Source organism: Streptomyces sp. NPDC056738 (assembly GCF_042790435.1).
GTDB lineage: Bacteria > Actinomycetota > Actinomycetes > Streptomycetales > Streptomycetaceae > Streptomyces.
Map to the genome: position 1 here is coordinate 434,772 of NZ_JBHTZF010000008.1, position 23,097 is coordinate 457,868.

Consider the following 23,097-nt stretch of genomic DNA (forward strand, 5'->3'; position numbering starts at 1 on the left):
CGGGCCGGGCCTGGCGATCCACGCCACACGAACGGCCCAACCGGACGGGAACACACGTTCGCGTCCGGACGTGGCTGCGTCCGGCGCCTCGACGGGCACCGGACGTGACTGTGCCCGGCGCCGCCATTGGCGCCGGGCACAGGCCTGAGTGGGTGAGAACCCTACGCGCGACCCGCGGTCTTCTGGGTCTTGCGGGTGACGGCGTCGATGACGACCGTGGCGAGCAGAACGCCACCGGTGATCATGTACTGGACCGGCGAGGCGATGCCCTGCAGGGCCAGACCGTACTGGATGGAGACGATCACCAGAACACCCAGCAGGGCGTTCCAGGTGCGGCCACGGCCACCGAAGAGGCTGGTGCCACCGATGACGGCCGCCGCGATGGCGTTCATCAGGAGGTCACCGGCACCGGCGCCCTGGTTGGCGGAGGCGATCTTCGAGGCGATGAACAGACCGCCGACGGCGGCGAAGGTGCCGGAGATCGAGAAGACCGAGATGCGGATCAGCTCGACGTTGATACCGGCACGACGGGAGGCCTCGACGCTGCCACCGAGCGCGAAGATCTTCCGGCCGAAGGTGGTACGGCGCAGCACGAAGTCCGTGACCAGCAGGACCGCGAGGAAGATCACCACGGCGAGCGGCAGGCCCTTGTACTGGTTGTACATGATCGCCACGCCGAAGCTGAGGATGCCCAGCAGCACCGTGCGGGCGATGGTCTCGCTCACCGGGCGGGACGGCACACCGGCCGCCTCGCGGCGCTTGTTGCCGAGGAAGGAGCTGAGGAAGAACCCGGCGGTCACGACGATGGCGAGCACGTAGGCGGCGGCGACATCGGTGAAGTAGTAGCTGGTCAGCTTGGCGACGACGCCCTCGCTGTCCAGGTTGATGGTGCCGTTGCTGCCGAGGATCTGGAGCATGAGGCCGTTCCAGAACAGCAGACCCGCCAGCGTGACGGCGAAGGCCGGCACACCGATGCGCGCGAAGACGAAGCCCTGGACCGCGCCGGCGACCGTGCCGGTGAGGATGGCCAGGACGAACGCCAGCCACTCGTTCATGCCGTGCGTGACGCTGAGGACGGCGAACGTGGCGCCGGCCAGACCGGAGAGCGAACCGACCGACAGGTCGATCTCACCGAGCAGCAGCACGAAGACGATGCCGACCGCGATCATGCCCGTGCCGACCATGGCGACGGAGATGTCGGAGAGGTTGCCCGCGGTGAGGAAGTTCTCGTTCAGGCTCGCGAAGATCGCCCAGATGACGATCAGGCCGATGACGACCGGGATGGAACCCAGGTCACCGGACTTCATCTTGCGCTTGAACTCGCCGACGTAACCGGCGAAGCCCTGCTCGCGCACGAGCAGGCGGGGGTCGACCGCGGTGACCGCCTTGGCGGCCGCCTCGGGGTTCGCCACCTCGTGGGAACCGGTCTCAGAAGTCTTGTCGATGCTCACTTCTGAGCCTCCCCGCTGCGCGCCGCACGACGGGTCACGGCGTTCTCCGTGGCGCCCGTGATGGCGGAAATGATCTCTTCCTGGGAGGTCGACTTGACCTCGAAGATGCCGTTGTTGCGTCCGAGACGCAGAACGGCGACCTTGTCGGCCACGGCCTTCACGTCAGCCATGTTGTGGCTGATGAGGATCACCGCGTGACCCCGCTCGCGCAGCCGCTCGACCAGGTCGAGGACCTGGGCGGTCTGCTCGACGCCGAGGGCCGCGGTGGGCTCGTCGAGGATGACGAGCTTGGGCTCACCGAGCATCGAACGGGCGATCGCCACCGTCTGGCGCTGACCGCCGGAGAGCGAGGCGATCGGGATGCGGACGCTGGGGATGCGGATGGACAGCGTGTCCAGCAGCTCGCGGGAGCGGCGCTCCATCTCGACCTCGTCCAGGACACCGCGCTTCTTGAGCTCGCGTCCCAGGTAGAGGTTCCCCACGACGTCGATGTTGTCGCAGAGCGCGAGGTCCTGGTAGACCGTCGCGATGCCCAGGTTCTGGGCGTCGTGCGGGCGGTTGATCTGAACGGCCTTGCCGTCCCATTCGATGGAGCCCTCATCGATGGGGTGCACGCCGGCGATCGTCTTGACCAGCGTGGACTTTCCGGCGCCGTTGTCGCCCACCAGGGCGACCACTTCACCGGCGTGGACTTCAAGCTCTACATCGGTGAGCGCCTGGACGGCACCGAATCGCTTGGAGACCCCGCGCAACGCCAGAACAGGCGTAGCGGACACGTGAACCATCTCCTTCGCCGCCTGACCCGGCGGGAGGTTGTGCAGAAGTTTGCGGTGGGGGTTCCGTCCGGTGCCCCGCTTAGCTTGCGGGGCTGTTGGATGCGGGGCACCGGAGGAGCTTTGGATCAACGAGTCACGTACGGGAATTCAGCGGCGAATTCCCGTACGCGTGGACGACTCGCGGCTGTTTACTGCAGGCCGGCCTTCTTGCAGGCCGCGGCGTAGGCCGGGGTGCAGATGTCGTTGACCGTGTACAGGCCGTCCTTGACGACGGTGTCCTTGATGTTGTCCTTGGTCAGCGAGGTGACCGGGACGAGCAGGGACGGGATCTGCTTGTCGGTCGGGCTGTCGACCTTGTCCTTGGCGACGGTGTCGAGCGACTTGCCCTGGGCGAGGGCGACGGCCAGCTCGGCGGCCGCGTCGGCCTCCGGGGCGTACGGCTTGTAGACGCTCATGAACTGCTCACCGGCGAGGATGCGCTGCACACCCGCGAGCTCGGCGTCCTGGCCCGTGACCGGAACCTTGATGCCGGCGGCCTTCAGCGCGGTGATGATACCGCCGGCCATGCCGTCGTTCGCGGAGTAGACACCGATGATGTTCTTCTTGCCGAGGGCCGAGATCGCCGCCTCCATGTTGGCGTTGGCGTTCTCCGGCTTCCACTCCTTGGTGTCGTACTCCTTGCCGACGTTCACCTTGCCGTCGAGCACCTCGTGGGCGCCGGCCTTGAACTGAGCGGCGTTCGGGTCGGTGACCGAACCGTTCATCATGACGATCTTGCCGGACTTGGCCTTGGAGCCGAGCGCGGTGAGGAGCGCCTCACCCTGCGTCTTGCCGACCGTCTTGTTGTCGAACGAGGTGTAGGCCGAGATGGGGCCCTGCGCGAGGCGGTCGTAGGCCACGACCGGGATGCCGGCGTCCTTGGCCTTCTGGACCGAGCTCTTGATCGCGGCGGCGTCCACAGCGTCAACGATCAGCACGTCCACCTTGTTGGTGATCATCGTGTCGACCTGCTGGTTCTGGGTGCTCGCGTCCTGCTTGGCGTTCGCGTAGACGACCGTGCCCTTGTTGTTCGTGAGCTCCGCGACCTTCTTCTCGATCAGCGGCTTGTCGAACTTCTCGTAGCGGGCCGTCTGGTTCTCCGGAAGGAGCAGACCGACCTTGATCGCGTCGCCCTTCTTGGCGGAGCTGGCGGAGCTGTCGCTCCCGCCACCGGACTCCTTCGCGCTGCCACAGGCGGCGAGAGAGACAGCCATTGCACCAGCGGCAACGGCAACGGCGGCACGACGCATCTGCGTGTTCATTCCTAAACCTCCCTGACGAGGCCGCGTCGTTGCGGCCGAGGTGGACTGGAGTCAACTCGGCCACACGTGCGACGTCAAGAAGTAAATACTTAACGAGATGGCAACGGTGCCATGCGTTCTCTAAGTGAAGGCAGGGGTACCGGCCGACAGAGAGCCATCCAAAAGGGTCGAATCGCCCATCTCGCTGAGCGCGAGAGCGAGCGCTCCGAGCACCTCCGCACGGCCCCCAAGTGCCCCTGGCAACACCGAGAGTTGACGTGCGGCGCTGGGGATCGCGTAGCGGCCGACAGACTCCCTTATGGGCCCGAGAACGAGCTCGCCGGCCTCGGCGAGATCGCCGCCGAGGACCACCCGGCTCGGGTTCAGCAAATTGCAGAGATTCGCGACTCCACTGCCGATGTGGCGGCCGACGTCGGCGATCACCCGACGGCAGCCCGGATCTCCGTCCCGCGCCAGCCTGACCACGCCCTCCATGGTCAGATCGGTACCATGACTGGACTGGAGGAGCGGCAGCACATAACGCGCCGCCGCGAAGGTCTCCAGACAGCCGCGGTTGCCGCAACGGCAGACGGGGCCGGATTCATCAAGTGTAATATGCCCGATTTCTCCCGCTGTGCCACCCGGACCGCGGTAGATCTTGCCCTCGATGACCAGGCCCGCGCCGACACCACTGGCGACCTTGATGTACGCGAGGTCCCGGACCCCGCGACCGCTGCCCCAGACCATCTCGCCGAGTGCGCCCAGATTGGCGTCGTTGTCCACGTGGACAGGCACGCCGAGCCGCCCCCGCAGCTCCTCGGCGGGCCTCGCGCCGGTCCAGCCGGGCAGGATCGAGGTGGACCCCAGGGTGCCCGACTCCACGTCGATGGGGCCCGGTACACCGAGGCCCACGCCCGCGATTTTGGAACGGTCCACACCCGTTGCTGCAATCAGGCGGCTGACCAGCTCCTCGGCCCGGTCGAAGCCCTGGGCGGCGGAGGCGTCCACGTCCAGCGGCTCGGACTCCTCGGCCAGCACCTGATGGGCCAGATTTCCGACAGCGACGCGCAAATGGGTGTGCCCGAAGTCCACGCCGATGACGATCCCGGCGTCCCCGCTCAGGGACACGCTGCGCGCCCGGCGCCCTCCCGCCGAAGTGGGTGTGACCTCGACCGTCCCGCCGTCCTTGAGTTCACGGACGATATTGGAAACGGTCGCGGCCGAAAGGCCCGTCGTCCTCGCGATCTCCGCCTGCGTGAGCGAACCGGCGAGCCGCACGGCCCGCACGACGCGCTCCAGATTGGCTCGGTGCAGCGACGACTGCGACCCCGGAGTCTCCATCGACTCATCCACTCCTGCCCTCAGCCGGGCGACCCCGATGCCGCCCGTGTGATCTGGGTCACGTCAACGGGACCCCGGTCACTTACAAGTTGTGAACTCCAAGCTCCGCTGAACGGGTTACCGCAGTCAAGTCCTTGACGGAAATCGGGGTCGCCCAGTCACGTTCGTGTCCCGGCCCCACCCGGACACACCTGCGCCACCCCCGGGACGGAGGTGGCGCAGGTGACGGAAGGGGTGATTCGTTACTTGAGCGTCGCCGAAGTGAGACCTGCCTGGACCTGACGCTGGAACGAGAGGTAGACGATCAGCATCGGGATCATGGCGATCGTGACGCCGGCGAACAGGACGGGCAGATCGGTGGCGTAGCCCTGCTGCTGCTGGAGCTGGATGAGGCCCTGGGTCAGGACGTAGCGTTCCGGATCGGAACTGCTCTGCGGCTGCATCAGGACCGAGGGCAGGATGTACTGGTTCCACTGGCCCAGCACGTTGAAGATGCCGACGCTGAGCAGTCCGGGCTTGGCCATGGGCAGCATGACCTGGAAGAACGCCCGGGTGTGCGAGGCGCCGTCGAGCACCGCCGCCTCGAAGACCGCCGTGGGCAGCGTCCTGAAGAAGGCGTGCATGAAGAACACGGTGAACGGCAGCGAGTAGGCCACGTACACCAGGACCAGGCCTTGGTAGGTGTTCAGCATGTCGAGTCGCTTGACCATGAAGAACAGCGGCACCAGGGCCAGGAAGACGGGGAACATGGCCCCGCCGACGAAGAAGAAGTAGACGATCCGGTTGCCGGGGAACTCGTAGCGGGCCAGGACGTAGGCCGCCATCGCGCCGAGCAGCATGGTCAGCGGGACCGAGAACACCAGGACGATCAGGGTGTTGGCGAAGTAGTCGCCGATGCCCTTGTTCCAGGCCCGGCTGAAGACGTCGAACTGCCAGTTCGTGGGCCAGCCGAGGGCCGAACCGCCGATCTGCGCGTCGGTCTTGAAGGAGCTCAGGACCAGCCACAGCAGCGGCAGGATGATCAGGATCGCCCACAGGGCGAGGAACCCGTGCGAGAAGACGTTGAGGGCCACGCCCTCGGTGCGCTTGTCGCCCGGCCGCGGCGGCGCCTTCCTGGCGCCTCGCTGCGGGGGTACTGCGGCGCCGTCGACCTTCGCCGGCTCCGTGATGGGTGCGCTCATAGTCGTGTCTCCCGCTCAGAACTCGATGCGCTCGCGGCGGGTGGCGCGCAGCGTGACCACGGACAGGATCAGGGTGAGAAGGAGCATGACGACACCCATGGCGCAGGCGTAGCCGCTCTTCCCGAAGTAGAGGAAGTTGCGCATCATGACGTTCGCCATGACCTCGCTGTGGTGGTCGGGCCCGCCGCCGTAGCCGGTGCCCTGGGTCATGGTCGAGACCAGGACGAACATGTCCATCGCGATGATGCCCAGATAGACCCAGGCGGTCTGCACCGTGTCCCACAGGAGGGGCAGGGTGACCCGGAAGAAGGTGTGGCTGCGGCTGGCGCCGTCCAGCAGCGCCGCCTCGTAGATGTCCCTCGGGATGGACTGCATGGCGGCCGAGAACAGCACCAGGTAGAAGCCGACGCCGTGCCAGACGACGACCGCCATCAGGCACCAGAGCACCAGGTTGGGCTCGTTCATCCACTCGATGGGGCTGTCGGCGTCGAGCAGGCCGAGCTTGATCAGCAGGCCGTTGAGCAGACCGCCGCTGTCACTTCGGTAGAGGGCTCCGAAGAGCACCGCCACGATCGCGAGCGACAGGACCTGCGGGAAGAAGTACACGATCTTGTAGAAGCGCGAGCCCGCGACGCCCTGGACGCCGCCGGCGCCACCCCGCCCGCCCGCGTTCACCATGAAGGCGAAGAAGAGGGCGAGCAGGATGGTGATCACCGGGATGAACACCAGGAACAGGATGTTGTGCCAGATCGCTTGGAGGAATACGTCGTCCTGGAACAACGCCTTGTAATTGTCCAGGCCGACGAAACTGAACGTCTGCGACTGACCCTTCCAGTCGGTGAAGGAGTAACCGATGGTCTGTAGGTAAGGCCAGATCACGAAGATCAGATACAGCGCCAAAGGTGCGAGGAGAAACCCCGCGACGAACCGGTTCTGCCCTTTTCGCATGGCATCCTGCCCCTGGTGTTCCGGGTTTACGTGATCAGTCGCGGTGGTTCTTCTTGGACGCCGGGTCCTTGGCCGCCTTGTCGACCGCGGCCTGGGCCTTCTTCAGCCATTCCTTCGGCTGGATGCGCTTGGACATCAGCTCGTTGGACGCGTTCTGGATCGCCACGTCCATCTCGCTGTACCAGTTGGGGTACAGGTAGTTGAAGGAGTTGTCGCCGGCCGCCTTGGAGGCCTCGACCGTGGACTGCGTACCGGGCCTGAGCTGCACGCCGTCCGACACACCGTCCTTGAGGATGGTGAGCGAGTTGGCCTTCTGGGCGAAGAGCGTCGACCACTCCTTGGAGAGCATGGAGCGCATGAACTCCTGTGCCTCGGGCAGGTTCGCGGCCTTCGCGGGGATGATGAACGGCTCGCCCGAGCCGGCCCGGATCGCCTCGAACGGCAGCTTGTCGCCCGGCAGGCTGGGCATCGGCATGAACTTCATGTCGAAGTCGGCCGGGGTCTGCTTGAGCTGCTCGTTCTCCAGCCAGGAGCCACAGGTGATGAACGCGGCCTTGTACTGGTTCCACCGTGTCTGCGACTCGGTGTGGGTCAGGCCGTTGGTGCCGGCCATCAAGTAGCCCTTTTCCACGACCTCGTAGATGGCCTCGATGGCCGCCTTCGCGGCGTCGGACCCGACGAACGCCTTGGGGTCGAGGTTGTCGATCGCCTTCATGGCGTCCAGACCGCCCTGCTTGGCGATCAGGTCCATGATGGCGACGTTGATGTAGTACGGGTACTTGCCCTGGTGGGCGAGGCCGCCGATGCCCTGCGACTTGGCGTCCTTGCAGATGGCGAGGAAGTCGTCCCAGGTCTTGGGCACCTCCCAGCCCTTCTCCTTGAAGAGCTTGCCGGAGTACCACAGCCCCCACACCGTGTAGATGTAGTTGAGGGCCACGACCTTGCCGCCCTGCAGGCCCGGGTCGAGCGTGCCGGGGATCAGCGTGTCGCGGACCTTCTTCGACGGGTCGTCGATGGAGGGGGCGTCGAGGACGGCGGCCAGGTCGAGGAGCTGGCCGTTCTTGTAGAGCACGTCCAGCTTGATCTGCTGGGCGCCCGAGTCGTCGACGATGTCCGGCGGGTTGCCGCCGTTGAAGCGCGGCTGGAGCTTGCCGGTGATCTCCTGCGTACCGGTGTGGGCGCTCTTGCTGCCCCACTTCTTGTCGAACGCGGCTTCCCACGCCTTGGCGTAGTCGTCGCCGTAGCCGCCCTTGAAGACGACGACGTCGAGCTTGCCGTTGCCCTTCTTCACACCGAAGGGGTTGTCCTTGCTGGTCTTGCCGGTGCCCTTGTCGGCCGGCTTGTCGTCGCCCCCGCCGCTCGCACACGCGGACAGGAAGCTCATCGTCGGGACGGTGATCAGACCGAGTGCGGCCGACCTCTTGATGAGGTCACGGCGGCCGACACCCTCGGGGCTGCTGTTCTCGGCGGAAGTGGATCCCATGCTCAAGTCCTCGCCTTCTCCAGGACTCAGGCGGTGAACCGGATCCTCCCCGGCACCGCGGTCAGTTCAAGCTGGGGTCGTGCGTAGGGGATCGACCGGGACGAACAGGCTTTACGTGTATGGACCACGCTCCGCTGTCCCGCGAAATTCCCCCCTGGGTCCTGCCTGTCCAGCGCCAGTCGATCGACTGGCCGGACGCGACAGGTATAGTCCACTTCCCGCCAGGGGAGCAAGATCGAATGCAGGTTTGGCCGTCGGTCTTTTCCGAGTTGAGACCTCACGGAAATATGGGGCAGCCCCGGACCACCCCGGCGAAGATCCACACCACGCCGGCGTCCCGCAATGAACTCAATGCACGGTTCGTCACACGGTATTCACCCCGGATGCCACACCCAACACCCTTGACATCACTGTCAACTTGACGCCCAAATGGTCCTTGCGCATCGAAATTGACAACGTTGTCCACGTGCAGGGAGGGTGCTCGCCCATGCAGCACAGAGCTCGGTACAGACAGGGTTCCACGCGGCGGACCGGCCGGCGATCCCCGGCGGCACTGGGGGTGGCGGCTCTCTCCCTGTTAGCGGCCTCCCAGGGCGTCGCGGTCGCCCTGCCCGCCCAAGCGGCCAAGCCCGACCGGGAGTTCAGCTCGTCGTTCGAATCGGACGATCCGGCCCCGGACTGGCTCAACACGGTGGACACCGCCCCCGACGGGACGAAGCGGTCCTCCGGTGTCGACGGCGGCTACAGCACCGGCATCCCCGGCAATGTCACCGACCACGTCACCGACGTGCGGGCCAGCGGCGAGAACACCGGCGCGGGCGAGGTCAAGGAGAACCTCGTCGACGGCGAACCGAGCAGCAAGTGGCTGACCTTCGAGCCCACCGGCTGGGCGGAGTTCGACCTCGACGCGCCGGTCAAGGCGGTCACGTACGCGCTCACGTCCGCGAACGACCACGACGAACGCGACCCGCGCGACTGGACCCTCCAGGGCTCCACCGACGGCAAGGACTGGAAGACGCTCGACACCCGCTCCGGCGAATCCTTCGGCGAGCGGTTCCAGACGAAGTCGTACGACGTCTCAAGTCCCGTCGAGTACCAGCACTTCCGGCTCGACGTGACGAAGAACAACGGCGGCGACATCCTGCAGATCGCCGACGTCCAGTTCTCGACGGGCGGCGGCGACGACCCGACGCCCAAGGACATGCTCTCGCTTGTGGACCGGGGGCCGAGCGGCTCGCCGACCGCGAAGTCGGGCGCGGGCTTCACCGGCAAACGGGCCCTGCGCTACGCCGGCACGCACAAGGGTGACGGCCGGGCGTACTCGTACAACAAGGTGTTCGACGTGAACGTCGCCGTCGGGCGCGACACCCGGCTGTCGTACCGGATCTTCCCCTCGATGGCGGACGGCGACCGGGACTACGACGCCACGAACGTGGCCGTGGACCTGGTGTTCACCGACGGCACCTCGCTGAGCGGTCTCGACGCCGTGGACCAGCACGGATTCGCGCTGACACCGCAGGGCCAGGGTGCCGCCAAGGTGCTCTACGTCAACCAGTGGAACAACGTCACCTCGCGGATCGGTTCCGTCGCGGCCGGGAAGACGGTCGACCGGATCCTGCTCGCGTACGACTCGCCCAAGGGTCCCGCGAAGTTCCGCGGCTGGCTGGACGACGTCTCGCTCAGGACGGCCGCTCCGCAGAAGCCGGCCGCGCACCTGGCCGACTACGCCCTCACCACCCGCGGCACCAACTCCAGCGGCGGTTTCTCGCGCGGCAACAACTTCCCGGCGACGGCCGTGCCGCACGGCTTCAACTTCTGGACGCCGGTGACCAACGCGGGCTCGCTGAGCTGGCTGTACGACTACGCTCGTGCAAACAACGCGGACAACCTGCCCACCATCCAGGCGTTCAGCGCGAGCCACGAGCCGAGCCCGTGGATGGGCGACCGGCAGACCTTCCAGGTGATGCCGTCGGCCGCCTCCGGCACCCCGGACACCGGCCGCACGGCACGCGAACTGGCCTTCAGGCACGAGAACGAGACCGCGCGGCCGTACTACTACGGCGTCACGTTCGAGAACGGTCTCAAGGCGGAGATGGCCCCGACCGATCACGCCGCGGCCCTGCGCTTCACCTATCCGGGCGACGACGCGAGCGTGATCTTCGACAACGTCACCGAGCAGGCGGGCCTGACGCTGGACACCTCGGCGGGCGTCGTCACCGGCTACTCGGACGTCAAGTCCGGGCTGTCGACCGGCGCCACCCGGCTCTTCGTCTACGGGACCTTCGACGCGCCCGTGACCGAGGGCTCCTCCAGCGGCGTCAAGGGCTATCTCAAGTTCCGGCCCGGCTCCGACCACACCGTCACCCTGCGCCTGGCCACCTCGCTCATCAGCATCGATCAGGCCAAGGACAACCTGAGCCAGGAGATCCCGGACGGCACGTCCTTCGACGCGGTCAAGAAGGGGGCACGCAAGCAGTGGGACAGGATCCTGGGCAAGGTCGAGGTGCAGGGGGCCACCCCGGACCAGCTCACGACGCTGTACTCCAGCATGTACCGGCTGTACCTGTACCCGAACTCCGGCTTCGAGAAGGTGGGTTCGACGTACCAGTACGCCTCGCCGTTCTCCGCGATGCCGGGTCCGGACACCCCGACCCACACCGGGGCGAAGATCGTCGACGGCAAGGTGTACGTCAACAACGGCTTCTGGGACACCTACCGGACGACCTGGCCCGCCTACTCCTTCCTGACGCCCGGTCAGGCCGGTGAGATGGTCGACGGGTTCGTGCAGCAGTACAAGGACGGCGGCTGGACCTCGCGCTGGTCCTCGCCCGGGTACGCGGACCTGATGACCGGCACCTCCTCGGACGTGGCGTTCGCGGACGCGTACGTCAAGGGAGTCGACTTCGACGCCAAGTCGGCGTACGAGGCGGCCCTGAAGAACGCGACGGTCGTCCCGCCGACCTCCGGCGTGGGCCGCAAGGGCATGACCACCTCACCCTTCCTCGGCTACACGAGCACCTCCACGGGCGAGGGCCTGTCCTGGGCCATGGAGGGCTACGTCAACGACTACGGCATCGCCCAGATGGGCAAGGCGCTCTACAGGAAGACCGGCGAGAAGCGCTACAAGGAGGAGTCGGACTACTTCCTCAACCGCTCCCAGGACTACGTGAACCTCTTCGACTCCAAGGCCGGCTTCTTCCAGGGCCGCGACGCCAAGGGCGACTGGCGGGTCGACTCCGCGAAGTACGACCCGCGCGTGTGGGGTTACGACTACACGGAGACCGATGGCTGGGGTTACGCGTTCACCGCGCCGCAGGACTCACGCGGTCTCGCCAACCTCTACGGAGGCCGCGGCGCGCTCGCGGAGAAGCTCGACACGTACTTCTCGACCCCGGAGACGGCCTCGCCGGAGACCGTGGGCTCCTACGGCGGTGTCATCCACGAGATGACCGAGGCCCGGGACGTACGGATGGGCCAGTACGGCCACTCCAACCAGGTGGCCCATCACGTCAACTACATGTACGACGCGGCCGGGCAGCCCTGGAAGGCCCAGAAGAACATCCGCGAGGTCCTCTCCCGCCTCTACACCGGCAGCGAGATCGGCCAGGGCTACCACGGGGACGAGGACAACGGCGAGCAGTCGGCCTGGTACCTCTTCTCCTCGCTCGGCTTCTACCCGCTGGTGATGGGCAGCGGCGAATACGCCATCGGCTCACCGCTGTTCACCAAGGCGACCGTCCACCTGGAGAACGGCCACGACCTGGTCGTCAGGGCCCCGCGCAACAGCACGAAGAACGTGTACGTGCAGGGCGTCCGGTTCAACGGCAAGGCGTGGAACTCGACCTCGCTGCCCCAGTCGCTGATCGCCAAGGGCGGCGTGCTGGACTTCGAGATGGGCTCCGAGCCGTCCTCGTGGGGCACCGGAAAGAACGCGGCACCGGTGTCGGTCACCGAGGACGACAAGGTGCCCTCCCCGCGCGCGGACGCCCTGAAGGGGGACGGCGCCCTCTTCGACAACACCTCGGCCACGGACGCCCGTGTCACCTCCGTGGATCTGCCGACCGGCGCCGAGACCAAGGGAGTCCAGTACACGCTGACCTCCGCGGACCACACCAAGGCGCCGACCGGGTGGACCCTCCAGGGTTCCTCGGACGGGACCACGTGGACGGACCTCGACAAGCGTTCCGGTGAATCCTTCCCCTGGGACAGGCAGACCCGGGCGTTCACGGTCGCCACGCCCGGCTCCTACGCCCACTACCGTCTCGTCCTCGACGGCGAGTCGACCCTCGCGGAGGTGGAACTGCTGGCCTGAGCCACAGCCGACGGAAAAGGGGGCGGGCCCGGAGGAGACTCCGGGCCCGCCCCGCGTTCGTGCACGGGCGTCCGTGTGCGTGTCAGCCCACCGCGAGGGTGAAGACGTGCAGATCGGCGTTGTCCGGGAGCCTGATGCTCTTGATCGTCCTTCCCTCCGGCGCCGCGAACGGCTTGGTGGCGAAGACGTAGGTGGCCACCGGATCCTTGTCGGCACCGGCGACATTGCGGTACGCCGCCCTCGCGACGGTCAGGTTGCCGTACTGGACGGTGCCGCCCCCGCCGCCGACGGTCCAGTCGGTGAAGGACAGGTCCACGGAGTCGGTGCCGCCGTCGGTGTAGGTGACCGTCGCCGTGGCCTTCTGGTTGCCGTTCACGGCACTGCCGATGAAGGACAGCCGGCCGGCCGGCTCGCTCAGTTCGACGGTCTGTGAGGAGCCCGAGGCGTTGTCGGGGCGGCCGGAGGGAGACTTCGGCCAGGTGAAGGCGAGCCCGTCCACCGTTCCCCGGCCGCCGGGGGTCAGGCCCGCGTCGGCGAGGGCCTGACGGGAGTAACTCCAGCCGCCGCCGTCGTAGTCAGCCTCGGAGTGGTCCCCGGTGTCGTCCGAGACACCGGTGTTGTCGTAGGCCGCGAGGAGGGTCCCCGGGGCCGCGACCGTCAGCGCCACCGGCTGCGCGTACGACGTGTCGCCCGAGGTCACCGTCACCTTGACGTCGTAGAAGCCCTGTTCGGCGTCGTCCGCCGCGGTGAGGGCGATCCGCCGGGCGCCGTCGGTCACCGTGCCCTCGGCGGGGTTCGCCGTCACCCCCGCGGGCACCTCGACCCGGAAACGGACCTCGGGACCGGCGCCGCCGCCGAGCGCGAGGGCGCGGATGTCGAGCGCGGTGCTGCCGCCGGGCGCGAGCGTCGCCGCCGTCGGGCCCACACCGATCTGGTACGGCTGCTCACCCGTGCGGAAGGAGGGCGGCGCGGCCGACTCGGCGCTCCCCCAGCTCTTGTCCGGTGTCGCCGACAGCGTGTAGTCCAAGGTGCCGCCCTCACGGACGAAGGAGGCCGGCAGCCAGGGCCGTTCGCTGCCGCGGCCGTCGACCCGCAGCGACTGGACGTAGGGGCTGTCCGCGGCCGCGCCCCGGGCCCGGATCTCGATGTCGGCGCCGCCCGGACGCTCGATCTCGATCCTCGGGAACAGCGGTGAGGCCAGTGTCAGTTCGGCGCGGGAGGGCACCTGCGGGTACATGCCGAGCGCGGAGAAGACGTACCAGGACGACATCTCGCCGAGGTCGTCGTTGCCGGGGATGCCCTCGGGCTTCGTCGACCACAGCCGGGCCATCGCCGCGCGGACGGTCTCCTGCGTCTTGTAGGGCGCGCCCGCGTAGTCGTACAGGTAGGGCACGTTGACCGACGGTTCGTTGTCCAGCTCGGACTTGTCACCGCCGCTGCCGCTGAACGCCCAGCTCCCGTCCTCGTCGTGGAAGAACGTGTCGAGGCGGTCGAGGGCCTTGTCGCGCCCTCCCATGGCGGCGAAGAGCCCCGCCGGGTCGTGCTGCACCATCCAGGTGTACTGGGCCGCGGTCCCCTCGACGAAACCGTTGCCGGTCGCCGGGGTGAAGCCGGTGACCCAGCTCCCGTCGGCCTTCCGGTTGGCCACGTAGCCGCCGCCGGGGTCGGCCGCGATGTTGAAGTTGTTCTGCCACCACTGCGCACGCTCGGCGAACTCGGCGGCGGTCTGCTTCTCCCCGGCCGCCTTGGCCAGTTGGGAGATCGCGAAGTCCGCGCCGGACATCTCCAGCGTCTCGGCCGCGCCGCCCCAGGCGTTGGACACGGACGGCATGTAGTGGTGTTCGAGGTACTGGTCCAGCGAGGGGCGCTGGCCCACCGAGAGCACCGGTTTGCCCGCCGGCGAGCGGTCCTGCTCGGTCGGCACCGTCGCCGCCTTCACCAGGGAGCCCAGCGCCCCGCGCAGGTCGAAGTCCGTGCCGCCGAAGGCACGGATGCCCGCGAGGGCGGGCGCCGACGGGTCGCCGTTCATGACGTGCGTGCCGCTCGCGCCATGCAGCCAGCGGTCCCAGACTCCCCCGTTCTGCCGGGCGAGTTCGAGGAGCGACTGCGCGATGTCGGAGCCGGTGTCCGGGTCGAGCAGGGTCAGGAGCTGGACCTGGGAGCGGTAGACGTCCCAGCCGGAGAAGGTGCCGTACTGCGCCTCGTGGCCCCTGCCGACCTTGTGCACCTTGTCGTCGGGGCCCCGGTATCTGCGGTCGGCGTCACTGATGACGTTCGGGTGCAGCAGCGCGTGGTAGAGCGCGGTGTAGAAGGTGGTGCGGTCGCCGTCGGTGCCGCCGCCGACGCCGATCGCGCCGAGCCGCTCGCGCCAGGCGCGGTGGGCGGCCCGCCGGACGGAGGCGAAGGAGCGGGACGGCGGGTTCTCGTCGTCCAGGTTGGCGGTGGCGCCGTCCTGACTGACGTAGGAGATGCCGACCTTGACGTTCACCGGGTCGGCGCCCGGCTCGAACTCCACGTAGCCGCCTGCTCCCTTGCCCGCGACGGGCCGGCCGCCCTGCGTGAAGCCCCCGGTGCCGCCGCTCGCCTCGGTGGCCCCCGGACTCAGCCGGTCGTCCTGCCAGGTGCCGGTGGTCTTGAAGGCGCGGTCGAAGCGGGCGGTGAAGTACAGGGTGTAGTACGAGCGCCGGCCCTCGGGGTCGAGGTAGCCGCAGAAGTTGCCGGAGGTGACGGAGCCCGAGACGGTCCTGGTCGCCGGGTCGATCCGCACGGTCGAATCCGTCGACCCGACCTCGGAGTTGGCGGTGCGGATCAGCATCGAGGCGGGCTTGTCGGCGGGGTAGGTGAACTGGCCCGAGCCGGTGCGCGCGGTCGCCGTGAGGTCGGCGGTCACCCCGGAGGCGAGCCCCACCTTGTAGTGGCCGGGTTCGGCCCGTTCGTCGGAGTGCGCGAACCCCGCCGCGTAGACGGCGTCCTTGGTGTCGGTCGCCGGGGACGAGGTGACCTCGCCCGCGTACGGGAAGAACGGGATGTCGCCGCTGCCGCCCGCGCATCCCGTTCCGGACATGTGAGTGAGGCTGAAGCCCCGGACGCGCGTGGCGTCGTACTGGTAGCCGCCGGGCGCGGCCGTGCGGGTGGCGTCCCCGCGGGTGTTCTCCGGGCTCCAGGAGAGCATGCCGAAGGGCGTGACGGCGCCGGGGAAGACGTTGCCGCCGTTCCTGGTGCCGATCAACGGGTCGACGTACGCCGTGGGGTCCTGGACGAGTTCCGGCGGCGCCGACGACGGCGCGGCGAGCGCCGGGGTGGCGCCGGCGACCGTCAGGGCGACGGCCAGCAGTAACGATGACGGACGGAAACGCATGACGCGGCCCCTCCTCCTTCGGACGGGTCGCGCACCACAGGTCGCACAAGCCGCAGGGACAGTAACGTGCGCCACGGGTACCACGGAAGACCGCCCGCGCCGTCGGAGCCGCGCCCGCCGCACACTCCGATGGAGCCGCACCCCCCGATCGGCGCCGATGGGCCGAGGCTGTCCGTCAACGTTCTTGACATCGTTGTCCGTTGAGGCGATAGAGTCGGGAGCAGACCGTTCGACAACGTTGTCGCGCACATCGGTCGCCACAAGCCGCACCATCCCGGGCAGGGCCTCCCCCGCCGCGTCCGGGCTCGCGGACCGGGTGGGTCCGAACCCACCCACCCGGTCCGCCCCGAGTGTCGCTCGTTCAGCCGACCCGGCAGGGAAGGGCCGTCGACGGATCAGCACCCGCGCCTGTGACGACGTACCCGAACGTGGCACTGCCGCCCGGACTCAGCGAGCCGTTCCAGTCGGCGTTGTGCACCATCACGTCCTGCCCGCCGTAGGTCGCGTTGCCGTTCCACAGACTGGCGACCGACTGCCCGCCCGGGAGCGTCCAGTCGACCATCCAGCCGAGCATCGGGACCGTACCGGTGTTGGTCACCGTCACCTCGGACTGGTAGCCGCTCGGCCAGGAGTTGGTCGTGCGCCGCGTCGCCGAGCAGGTGCCGGGCGGGGGCTCGGTCGGGTTGCCCGGGTCGTGGATGCCGGTGACCTCGCCGTTGCCGCCGTCGAAGACGACGTCGGAGCAGGAGTAGAAGGTCTCGGCGCTGTCCGAGCGCTGCCAGACCATGTAGATGAGGTGGCGGCCGCTCTTGCCCGCCGGCAGCCTGCCGCTCCAGGAGTAGTTGGCCTCGACCGTGCCCGGGGTGCCGTTGAGCGGGGGGTGGTCGACGCTGAGGAACGGCTGGTCCTCCATCGCGTCCCAGGTGAGCGTCCTGGTCGGGTCGAAGCCGTCCTTGGTGATGTAGACGTAGAACCAACCGGGGTGCGCCGCCCAGGCGTTGTACGCGAAGTCGACGGTCGCGCCCGCGGTGAGATGGGTCAACGGCCAGTCGGAGCGGGGCAGGTCGAAGCCCGAGAAGTTGGCGTTGCCGCCGCTGCACAGCGAGCCGTCGGGGACGAAGCCGCGGGTTCGCCCCGCGCCGTCCGAGCGCAGGACCGAGAACCAGTTGTAGAACGGCGTGGTCCCGCCGACCTGTTGGGCCGCCTTGCAGGCCGGGTTCACCGGTTTGATCTCGCCGGTGTCGGTCAGGCCGTCCTGCCAGCACAGGAAGGTGCGGCTGCCGGGCTTCATGGGGGTGCCGTGCGCCTCGGCCCGGGTGCCGGTCGTGACGATCAGGGCGAGGGCGGGGAGCACGGCCAGCAGGGCGAGAAGGACGAGGAAGGGGGACGGGCGGCGGCCGGGGAGCCGTAATCGGGGCAGCGGCGGTCGCGCCACCCCCGCCGCTCGCCTGAGATCTGATAGGTGCATGACAATCCCTTCGTGGGGTGTGCGGGATCGGGGCGAGGCGGGAGCGGCTCCGGGGCGGGTTCCGGTCCGCTTATGGGAGCGCTCCCACCTCATGCGGAACGTAACGCACCCGGGATCCCCTGTAAACGCCCGGCGCGCCGCCTTCACGGGGGCGGGGGCGGGCGGCGGGCGCCGACGCCTTGCGGCGCGTCGGGGGCACGGCGAAGGGCCGCACCCCCGTCAACCGGGGATGCGGCCCTCGAACTCCTGCGGAGCTGCCTACAACTGCGTCACCTGAGTGGTCAGTTGCGGATCAGGTTGCGGAGCACGTACTGCATGATGCCGCCGTTGCGGTAGTAGTCCGCCTCGCCGGGGGTGTCGATGCGGACGACCGCGTCGAACTCGACGCCGGTGTCGGTGGAGACCTTCACCGTGCGCGGGGTGGTGCCGTTGTTGAGCTCCTCGACACCGGTGAAGGAGAAGGTCTCCTCGCCGGTCAGGCCGAGGGACTCGGCCGTGGCGCCCTCCGGGAACTGGAGCGGCAGGACGCCCATGCCGATGAGGTTCGAGCGGTGGATGCGCTCGTACGACTCGGCGATGACGGCCTTGACGCCGAGGAGCGCGGTGCCCTTGGCGGCCCAGTCGCGGGACGAGCCGGAGCCGTACTCCTTGCCGGCCAGGATGACCAGCGGGATGCCCTGCGCGATGTAGTTGCGCGAGGCGTCGTAGATGAAGGAGACGGGGGCGCCGTCCTGCGTGAAGTCGCGGGTGTAGCCGCCCTCGGTGCCCGGCGCGATCTGGTTGCGCAGGCGGATGTTGGCGAACGTACCGCGGATCATGACCTCGTGGTTGCCGCGGCGCGAGCCGTAGCTGTTGAAGTCACGGCGCTCGACACCGTGCTCCGTGAGGTACTTGCCTCCGGGGGTGTCGGCCTTGATCGCACCGGCCGGGGAGATGTGGTCGGTGGTGACCGAGTCGCCCAGCTTGGCGAGGACGCGCGCGCCGGCGATGTCCGAGACCGGGGTGGTCTCCATCGTCATGCCCTCGAAGTAAGGGGGCTTGCGCACGTAGGTCGACTGCGGGTCCCACTCGAAGGTGTTGCCCTCGGGGATCGGCAGCGCCTGCCACTGGGCGTCGCCCGCGAAGACGTCCTGGTAGGACTTGCTGAACATGTCCTCGCCGATGGCGTTCGCCACGACGTCGTTGACCTCGGCCTCGGAGGGCCAGATGTCGGCCAGGTAGACCGGCTTGCCCTCGGTGTCGGTGCCGAGCGCGTCGCGGGTGATGTCCACCTTCATGGAGCCCGCGAGGGCGTAGGCGACGACCAGCGGCGGGGAGGCCAGGTAGTTCATCTTGACGTCGGGGTTGATACGGCCCTCGAAGTTCCGGTTGCCGGAGAGGACCGAGGTGACCGCGAGGTCGTGGTCGTTGACGGCCTTGGAGACCTCGTCCGGCAGCGGGCCGGAGTTGCCGATGCAGGTGGTGCAGCCGTAGCCGACCAGGTTGAAGCCGACCTTGTCGAGGTAGGGGGTGAGCCCCGCCTTGTCGAAGTAGTCGGTGACGACCTTGGAGCCCGGGGCGAGGGTGGTCTTGACCCACGGCTTGCGGGTCAGGCCCTTCTCCACGGCCTTCTTCGCGACGAGCGCGGCGGCGACCATGACGTACGGGTTCGAGGTGTTGGTGCAGGAGGTGATGGCCGCGACCGTCACCGCACCGTGGTCGATCTCGTAGGTCGAGCCGTCGGGGGCCGTGACCGTGACCGGGTTGGACGGGACGCCGTTGGCGGCCGCCGGGGAGTCGGAGGCCGGGAAGGACTCCTTGCCCGCCTCGTCGTCGTCGGCGACGTAGTTGCGCACGTCGCTCTTGAACTGCTCGGCGGCGTTCGCGAGGACGATGCGGTCCTGCGGGCGCTTCGGGCCGGCGATGGAGGGGACGACCGTGGAGAGGTCGAGCTCCAGCTTCTCGGAGAAGTCGGGCTCGGCCGCCGGGTCGAGCCAGAGGCCCTGCTCCTTGGCGTACGTCTCGACGAGCGCGAGCTGCTGCTCGGAGCGGCCGGTGAGCTTGAGGTACTTGATGGTCTCGCCGTCGATCGGGAAGATCGCGGCGGTGGAGCCGAACTCCGGCGACATGTTGCCGATGGTGGCGCGGTTGGCCAGCGACGTGGCGGCCACACCCTCGCCGTAGAACTCGACGAACTTGCCGACGACACCGTGCTTGCGCAGCATCTCGGTGATGGTCAGCACGAGGTCGGTGGCGGTCGTGCCCGGGGTGAGCTCGCCGGTCAGCTTGAAGCCGACGACGCGCGGGATGAGCATGGAGACCGGCTGGCCGAGCATCGCGGCCTCGGCCTCGATGCCGCCGACGCCCCAGCCGAGCACACCGAGGCCGTTGACCATGGTGGTGTGCGAGTCGGTGCCGACGAGGGTGTCGGGGTACGCCTGGCCGTTACGGACCATGACCGTACGGGCCAGGTGCTCGATGTTGACCTGGTGGACGATGCCGGTGCCCGGGGGGACGACCTTGAAGTCGTCGAAGGCGGTCTGGCCCCAGCGCAGGAACTGGTAACGCTCCTTGTTGCGGCCGTACTCCAGCTCGACGTTCTGGCCGAAGGCGTCCTTCGTGCCGAACTTGTCGGCGATGACGGAGTGGTCGATGACCAGCTCGGCCGGGGAGAGCGGGTTGACCTTGGCCGGGTCGCCGCCGAGCTCCTTGACGGCCTCACGCATGGTGGCGAGGTCGACGACACAGGGCACGCCCGTGAAGTCCTGCATGATCACGCGGGCGGGCGTGAACTGGATCTCCTGGCTGGGCTGGGCCTGCGAGTCCCAGCCGCCGAGCGCACGGATGTGATCGGCGGTGATGTTCGCGCCGTCCTCCGTGCGGAGCAGGTTCTCCAGCAGCACCTTCAGGCTGTACGGAAGGCGAGCCGAGCCTTCCACCTTGTCCAGCCGGAAGATCTCGTACGACTCGTCGCCCACCTGCAGCGTGCTGCGGGCGTCGAAGCTGTTCGCCGACACGACAGTCTCCTTCATTGATGTGCGCGTTCCCACCGCATCCTGCCGCCACGACGCCATGGCCGATCCGCTAAGGTAAGGCTAAGTTAGGTAACCCTTACCGTCGGATCGATGGCGGCGTGCTGCTGCGGTACGCCTCGGCAGATATCTCGATGTCGAGATAACTCTAGTGCATGGGGGCGGGCAGGTCATGTCCGCACGCCCGCATGTCCGGGCCGCACCCCTTGCCCCGGCGCGGGCGGAATGCCCGCATCATCCGGCATCACCCGGCCGCGGGGACGCATCCGCACCCCCGCCGCCGACGAGCCGCCTCCGGACCGGTCCCGCGCCCGGACGGCCATGGCGCCGACCCTCGCCGGAAGTTGACACACCGAAAGCACGGACAGGCACACCCGGGCCGTTTCGGGGTACCCGGTGTCCGCCGGGAAAGTCCCGGCACGACGACACAGGGGGGCACCCATGCCGCTCACCTTCCGCAAGAGCTTCCGGATCCTTCCCGGGCTGCGGCTCAACATCAACCGCAAGTCGTGGTCCATCACCTCGGGCGGAAAGAACGGCCCGAAGCGCACGCACAGCAGCACCGGACGCAGGACGACGTCGATGGACCTGCCGGGGCCGTTCGGGTGGCGCAAGACCACGCGCAAGGCAAAGTGACCCAAGAGGGACAAAGGGTCTGACCCCGACGAACCGTCACGGAAGCGCTTCTTCACGGCATTCACGTACGGCGACACGGGCTCGCGGAGCCGCAGGCACCCCGCGAGCCCCGTCGCCGCGCCGGCGCGCGGCACCCGAACTGCCCCTCGAACACCGCCTGGTGACCCCCATCACTCGGAAGGCGGCGCTCCACTTTTGTTTATCTCACATCCGATATACGGTCGCGCCATGGCAGACGACTACCTCGTACGTATCGGCAAGCTCATCCGTGACGCCCGGCAACACCGGGGCTGGACACAGTCGCAGCTCGCCGAGGCGCTCGGCACCAGTCAGAGCGCCGTCAATCGCATCGAGCGCGGCAACCAGAACATCAGCCTTGAGATGATCGCCCGTATCGGTGAGGCGCTCGACAGCGAGATCGTCTCGCTCGGATATGCGGGTCCGATGCATCTGCGCGTCGTCGGCGGGCGTCGTCTGTCCGGCTCGATCGACGTCAAGACCAGCAAGAACGCCTGTGTCGCCCTGCTGTGCGCGACGCTCCTGAACAAGGGGCGCACGGTGCTGCGCCGGGTGGCCCGGATCGAAGAGGTCTACCGCCTGCTGGAGGTCCTCAACTCGATCGGCGTCCGCACCCGCTGGATCAACGACGGCGTCGACCTCGAGATCGTGCCGCCCAGCGCGCTGGACATGGAGTCCATCGACCACGAGGCCGCCATCCGCACGCGGTCCATCATCATGTTCCTCGGCCCGCTGCTGCACCGCCTGGAGGCCTTCAAGCTGCCCTACGCGGGCGGCTGCGACCTCGGCACCCGCACCATCGAGCCGCACATGATCGCGCTGCGCCGGTTCGGCCTCGACATCGCCGCGACCGAAGGCCTCTACCACGCCCGTGTCGACCGGTCCGTCACCCCCGGACGGCCGATCGTGCTGACCGAGCGCGGGGACACGGTCACCGAGAACGCCCTGCTCGCCGCCGCCCGCCACGACGGCGTCACGGTCATCCGCAACGCCTCCTCCAACTACATGGTCCAGGACCTGTGCTTCTTCCTGGAGGCCCTGGGCGTACGGGTGGAGGGCATCGGCACCACGACGCTCACCGTGCACGGCGTGCCGAACATCGACGTCGACGTGGACTACTCGCCCTCCGAGGACCCGGTCGAGGCGATGAGCCTGCTCGCCGCCGCCGTGGTCACCGAGTCGGAGCTGACGGTCCGCCGGGTGCCGATCGAGTTCCTGGAGATCGAGCTCGCGGTCCTGGAGGAGATGGGCCTCGACCACGACCGCACGCCCGAGTACTTCGCGGACAACGGCCGTACGCGGCTGATCGACCTCACGGTGCGGCCCTCCAAGCTGGAGGCGCCCATCGACAAGATCCACCCGATGCCGTTCCCGGGCCTGAACATCGACAACGTCCCGTTCTTCGCGGCCATCGCGGCCACCGCGCAGGGCCAGACGCTGATCCACGACTGGGTCTACGACAACCGGGCGATCTACCTGACGGACCTGAACCGCCTCGGCGGCCGGCTCCAACTGCTCGACCCGCACCGCGTGCTCGTCGAGGGCCCGACCCGCTGGCGCGCCGCCGAGATGATGTGCCCGCCCGCGCTGCGGCCCGCCGTGGTCGTGCTGCTCGCGATGATGGCGGCCGACGGCACCTCGGTGCTGCGGAACGTGTACGTCATCAACCGCGGTTACGAGGACCTCGCCGAGCGCCTGAACTCGATCGGCGCCCAGATCGAGATCTTCCGCGACATCTGACCCGCCGCCGGGGACACGACCAGTCCCCCGCCCCGCGGACACCACCGCGCCCCGCCGGACCCGTTAGCACACGGTCCGGCGGGGCGCGGTGGTG

13 protein-coding genes are annotated in these 23,097 nt (G+C 68.3%); 3 read left to right on the forward strand and 10 right to left on the reverse strand.

What is annotated here, in order from left to right:
* Positions 1–161: 161 nt before the first annotated feature.
* The 7 genes from ACFRIC_RS23375 to ngcE all read right to left on the reverse strand — a co-directional run bounded on the left by ACFRIC_RS23375 (position 162) and on the right by ngcE (position 8,460).
* A complete protein-coding gene (locus ACFRIC_RS23375) occupies positions 162–1,451 on the reverse strand; it encodes a sugar ABC transporter permease (RefSeq protein WP_382788715.1) in 1,290 nt (429 codons plus the stop codon).
* Complete coding sequence (locus tag ACFRIC_RS23380; protein WP_037621840.1) at positions 1,448–2,236, reverse strand: ATP-binding cassette domain-containing protein; 789 nt, start codon at positions 2,234–2,236, stop codon at positions 1,448–1,450. The genes ACFRIC_RS23375 and ACFRIC_RS23380 overlap by 4 nt, the downstream gene beginning before the upstream one ends.
* 179 nt (positions 2,237–2,415) lie before the next feature.
* Positions 2,416–3,516 carry a substrate-binding domain-containing protein gene (locus ACFRIC_RS23385; RefSeq protein ID WP_382788775.1) on the reverse strand — a complete coding sequence of 367 codons (1,101 nt, stop codon included), beginning with the start codon at positions 3,514–3,516 and terminating at the stop codon, positions 2,416–2,418.
* A 132-nt stretch (positions 3,517–3,648) separates the two neighbouring features.
* Positions 3,649–4,848 (reverse strand): ROK family transcriptional regulator, encoded by a 1,200-nt coding sequence (locus ACFRIC_RS23390; protein WP_382788717.1) that lies wholly within the window; start codon positions 4,846–4,848, stop codon positions 3,649–3,651.
* A gap of 242 nt (positions 4,849–5,090) precedes the next feature.
* Positions 5,091–6,029, reverse strand: coding sequence for a carbohydrate ABC transporter permease (locus tag ACFRIC_RS23395; protein WP_382788719.1), 939 nt, complete (start codon positions 6,027–6,029; stop codon positions 5,091–5,093).
* A gap of 15 nt (positions 6,030–6,044) precedes the next feature.
* The gene (locus ACFRIC_RS23400) at positions 6,045–6,977 is read right to left on the reverse strand and encodes a carbohydrate ABC transporter permease (RefSeq protein WP_382788721.1); all 933 of its coding nucleotides are present in this window, start codon (positions 6,975–6,977) and stop codon (positions 6,045–6,047) included.
* Between the two features lie 34 nt (positions 6,978–7,011).
* Positions 7,012–8,460: an N-acetylglucosamine/diacetylchitobiose ABC transporter substrate-binding protein gene (ngcE, locus tag ACFRIC_RS23405; RefSeq protein ID WP_382788723.1), complete on the reverse strand. Its 1,449-nt coding sequence runs from the start codon at positions 8,458–8,460 to the stop codon at positions 7,012–7,014.
* Positions 8,461–8,947: 487 nt separating this feature from the next.
* Here ngcE and ACFRIC_RS23410 point away from each other — a divergent pair, with 487 nt between their 5' ends.
* Entirely contained in the window at positions 8,948–12,772 is a 3,825-nt protein-coding gene (locus ACFRIC_RS23410; RefSeq protein WP_382788725.1) for a GH92 family glycosyl hydrolase, read from the forward strand.
* An 82-nt stretch (positions 12,773–12,854) separates the two neighbouring features.
* On the opposite strand, the gene ACFRIC_RS23415 is transcribed toward ACFRIC_RS23410, so the two are convergent.
* From ACFRIC_RS23415 to acnA, 3 genes are all read right to left on the reverse strand, one after another.
* Positions 12,855–16,130 carry a GH92 family glycosyl hydrolase gene (locus ACFRIC_RS23415; protein ID WP_382788727.1) on the reverse strand — a complete coding sequence of 1,092 codons (3,276 nt, stop codon included), beginning with the start codon at positions 16,128–16,130 and terminating at the stop codon, positions 12,855–12,857.
* A gap of 361 nt (positions 16,131–16,491) precedes the next feature.
* Positions 16,492–17,598 (reverse strand): lytic polysaccharide monooxygenase, encoded by a 1,107-nt coding sequence (locus tag ACFRIC_RS23420; protein WP_382788729.1) that lies wholly within the window; start codon positions 17,596–17,598, stop codon positions 16,492–16,494.
* Between the two features lie 281 nt (positions 17,599–17,879).
* A complete protein-coding gene (acnA, locus tag ACFRIC_RS23425) occupies positions 17,880–20,594 on the reverse strand; it encodes an aconitate hydratase AcnA (protein WP_382788731.1) in 2,715 nt (904 codons plus the stop codon).
* A gap of 456 nt (positions 20,595–21,050) precedes the next feature.
* Between acnA and ACFRIC_RS23430 the strand changes: the two genes are divergently transcribed.
* Positions 21,051–21,245: a DUF4236 domain-containing protein gene (locus ACFRIC_RS23430; RefSeq protein ID WP_266763518.1), complete on the forward strand. Its 195-nt coding sequence runs from the start codon at positions 21,051–21,053 to the stop codon at positions 21,243–21,245.
* A gap of 228 nt (positions 21,246–21,473) precedes the next feature.
* Positions 21,474–23,003 carry a helix-turn-helix domain-containing protein gene (locus ACFRIC_RS23435; protein WP_382788733.1) on the forward strand — a complete coding sequence of 510 codons (1,530 nt, stop codon included), beginning with the start codon at positions 21,474–21,476 and terminating at the stop codon, positions 23,001–23,003.
* Positions 23,004–23,097 lie beyond the last annotated feature (94 nt).

Bases quoted from the DNA above. Each gene is read 5' to 3' on its own strand.
- ACFRIC_RS23380 (WP_037621840.1), bottom strand. From the start codon at position 2,236: ATGGTTCACGTGTCCGCTACGCCTGTTCTGGCGTTGCGCGGGGTCTCC.
- ACFRIC_RS23385 (WP_382788775.1), bottom strand. From the start codon at position 3,516: ATGCGTCGTGCCGCCGTTGCCGTTGCCGCTGGTGCAATGGCTGTCTCT.
- ACFRIC_RS23390 (WP_382788717.1), bottom strand. From the start codon at position 4,848: ATGGAGACTCCGGGGTCGCAGTCGTCGCTGCACCGAGCCAATCTGGAG.
- ACFRIC_RS23395 (WP_382788719.1), bottom strand. From the start codon at position 6,029: ATGAGCGCACCCATCACGGAGCCGGCGAAGGTCGACGGCGCCGCAGTA.
- ACFRIC_RS23400 (WP_382788721.1), bottom strand. From the start codon at position 6,977: ATGCGAAAAGGGCAGAACCGGTTCGTCGCGGGGTTTCTCCTCGCACCT.
- ngcE (WP_382788723.1), bottom strand. From the start codon at position 8,460: ATGGGATCCACTTCCGCCGAGAACAGCAGCCCCGAGGGTGTCGGCCGC.
- ACFRIC_RS23410 (WP_382788725.1), top strand. From the start codon at position 8,948: ATGCAGCACAGAGCTCGGTACAGACAGGGTTCCACGCGGCGGACCGGC.
- ACFRIC_RS23415 (WP_382788727.1), bottom strand. From the start codon at position 16,130: ATGCGTTTCCGTCCGTCATCGTTACTGCTGGCCGTCGCCCTGACGGTC.
- ACFRIC_RS23420 (WP_382788729.1), bottom strand. From the start codon at position 17,598: ATGCACCTATCAGATCTCAGGCGAGCGGCGGGGGTGGCGCGACCGCCG.
- ACFRIC_RS23430 (WP_266763518.1), top strand. From the start codon at position 21,051: ATGCCGCTCACCTTCCGCAAGAGCTTCCGGATCCTTCCCGGGCTGCGG.
- ACFRIC_RS23435 (WP_382788733.1), top strand. From the start codon at position 21,474: ATGGCAGACGACTACCTCGTACGTATCGGCAAGCTCATCCGTGACGCC.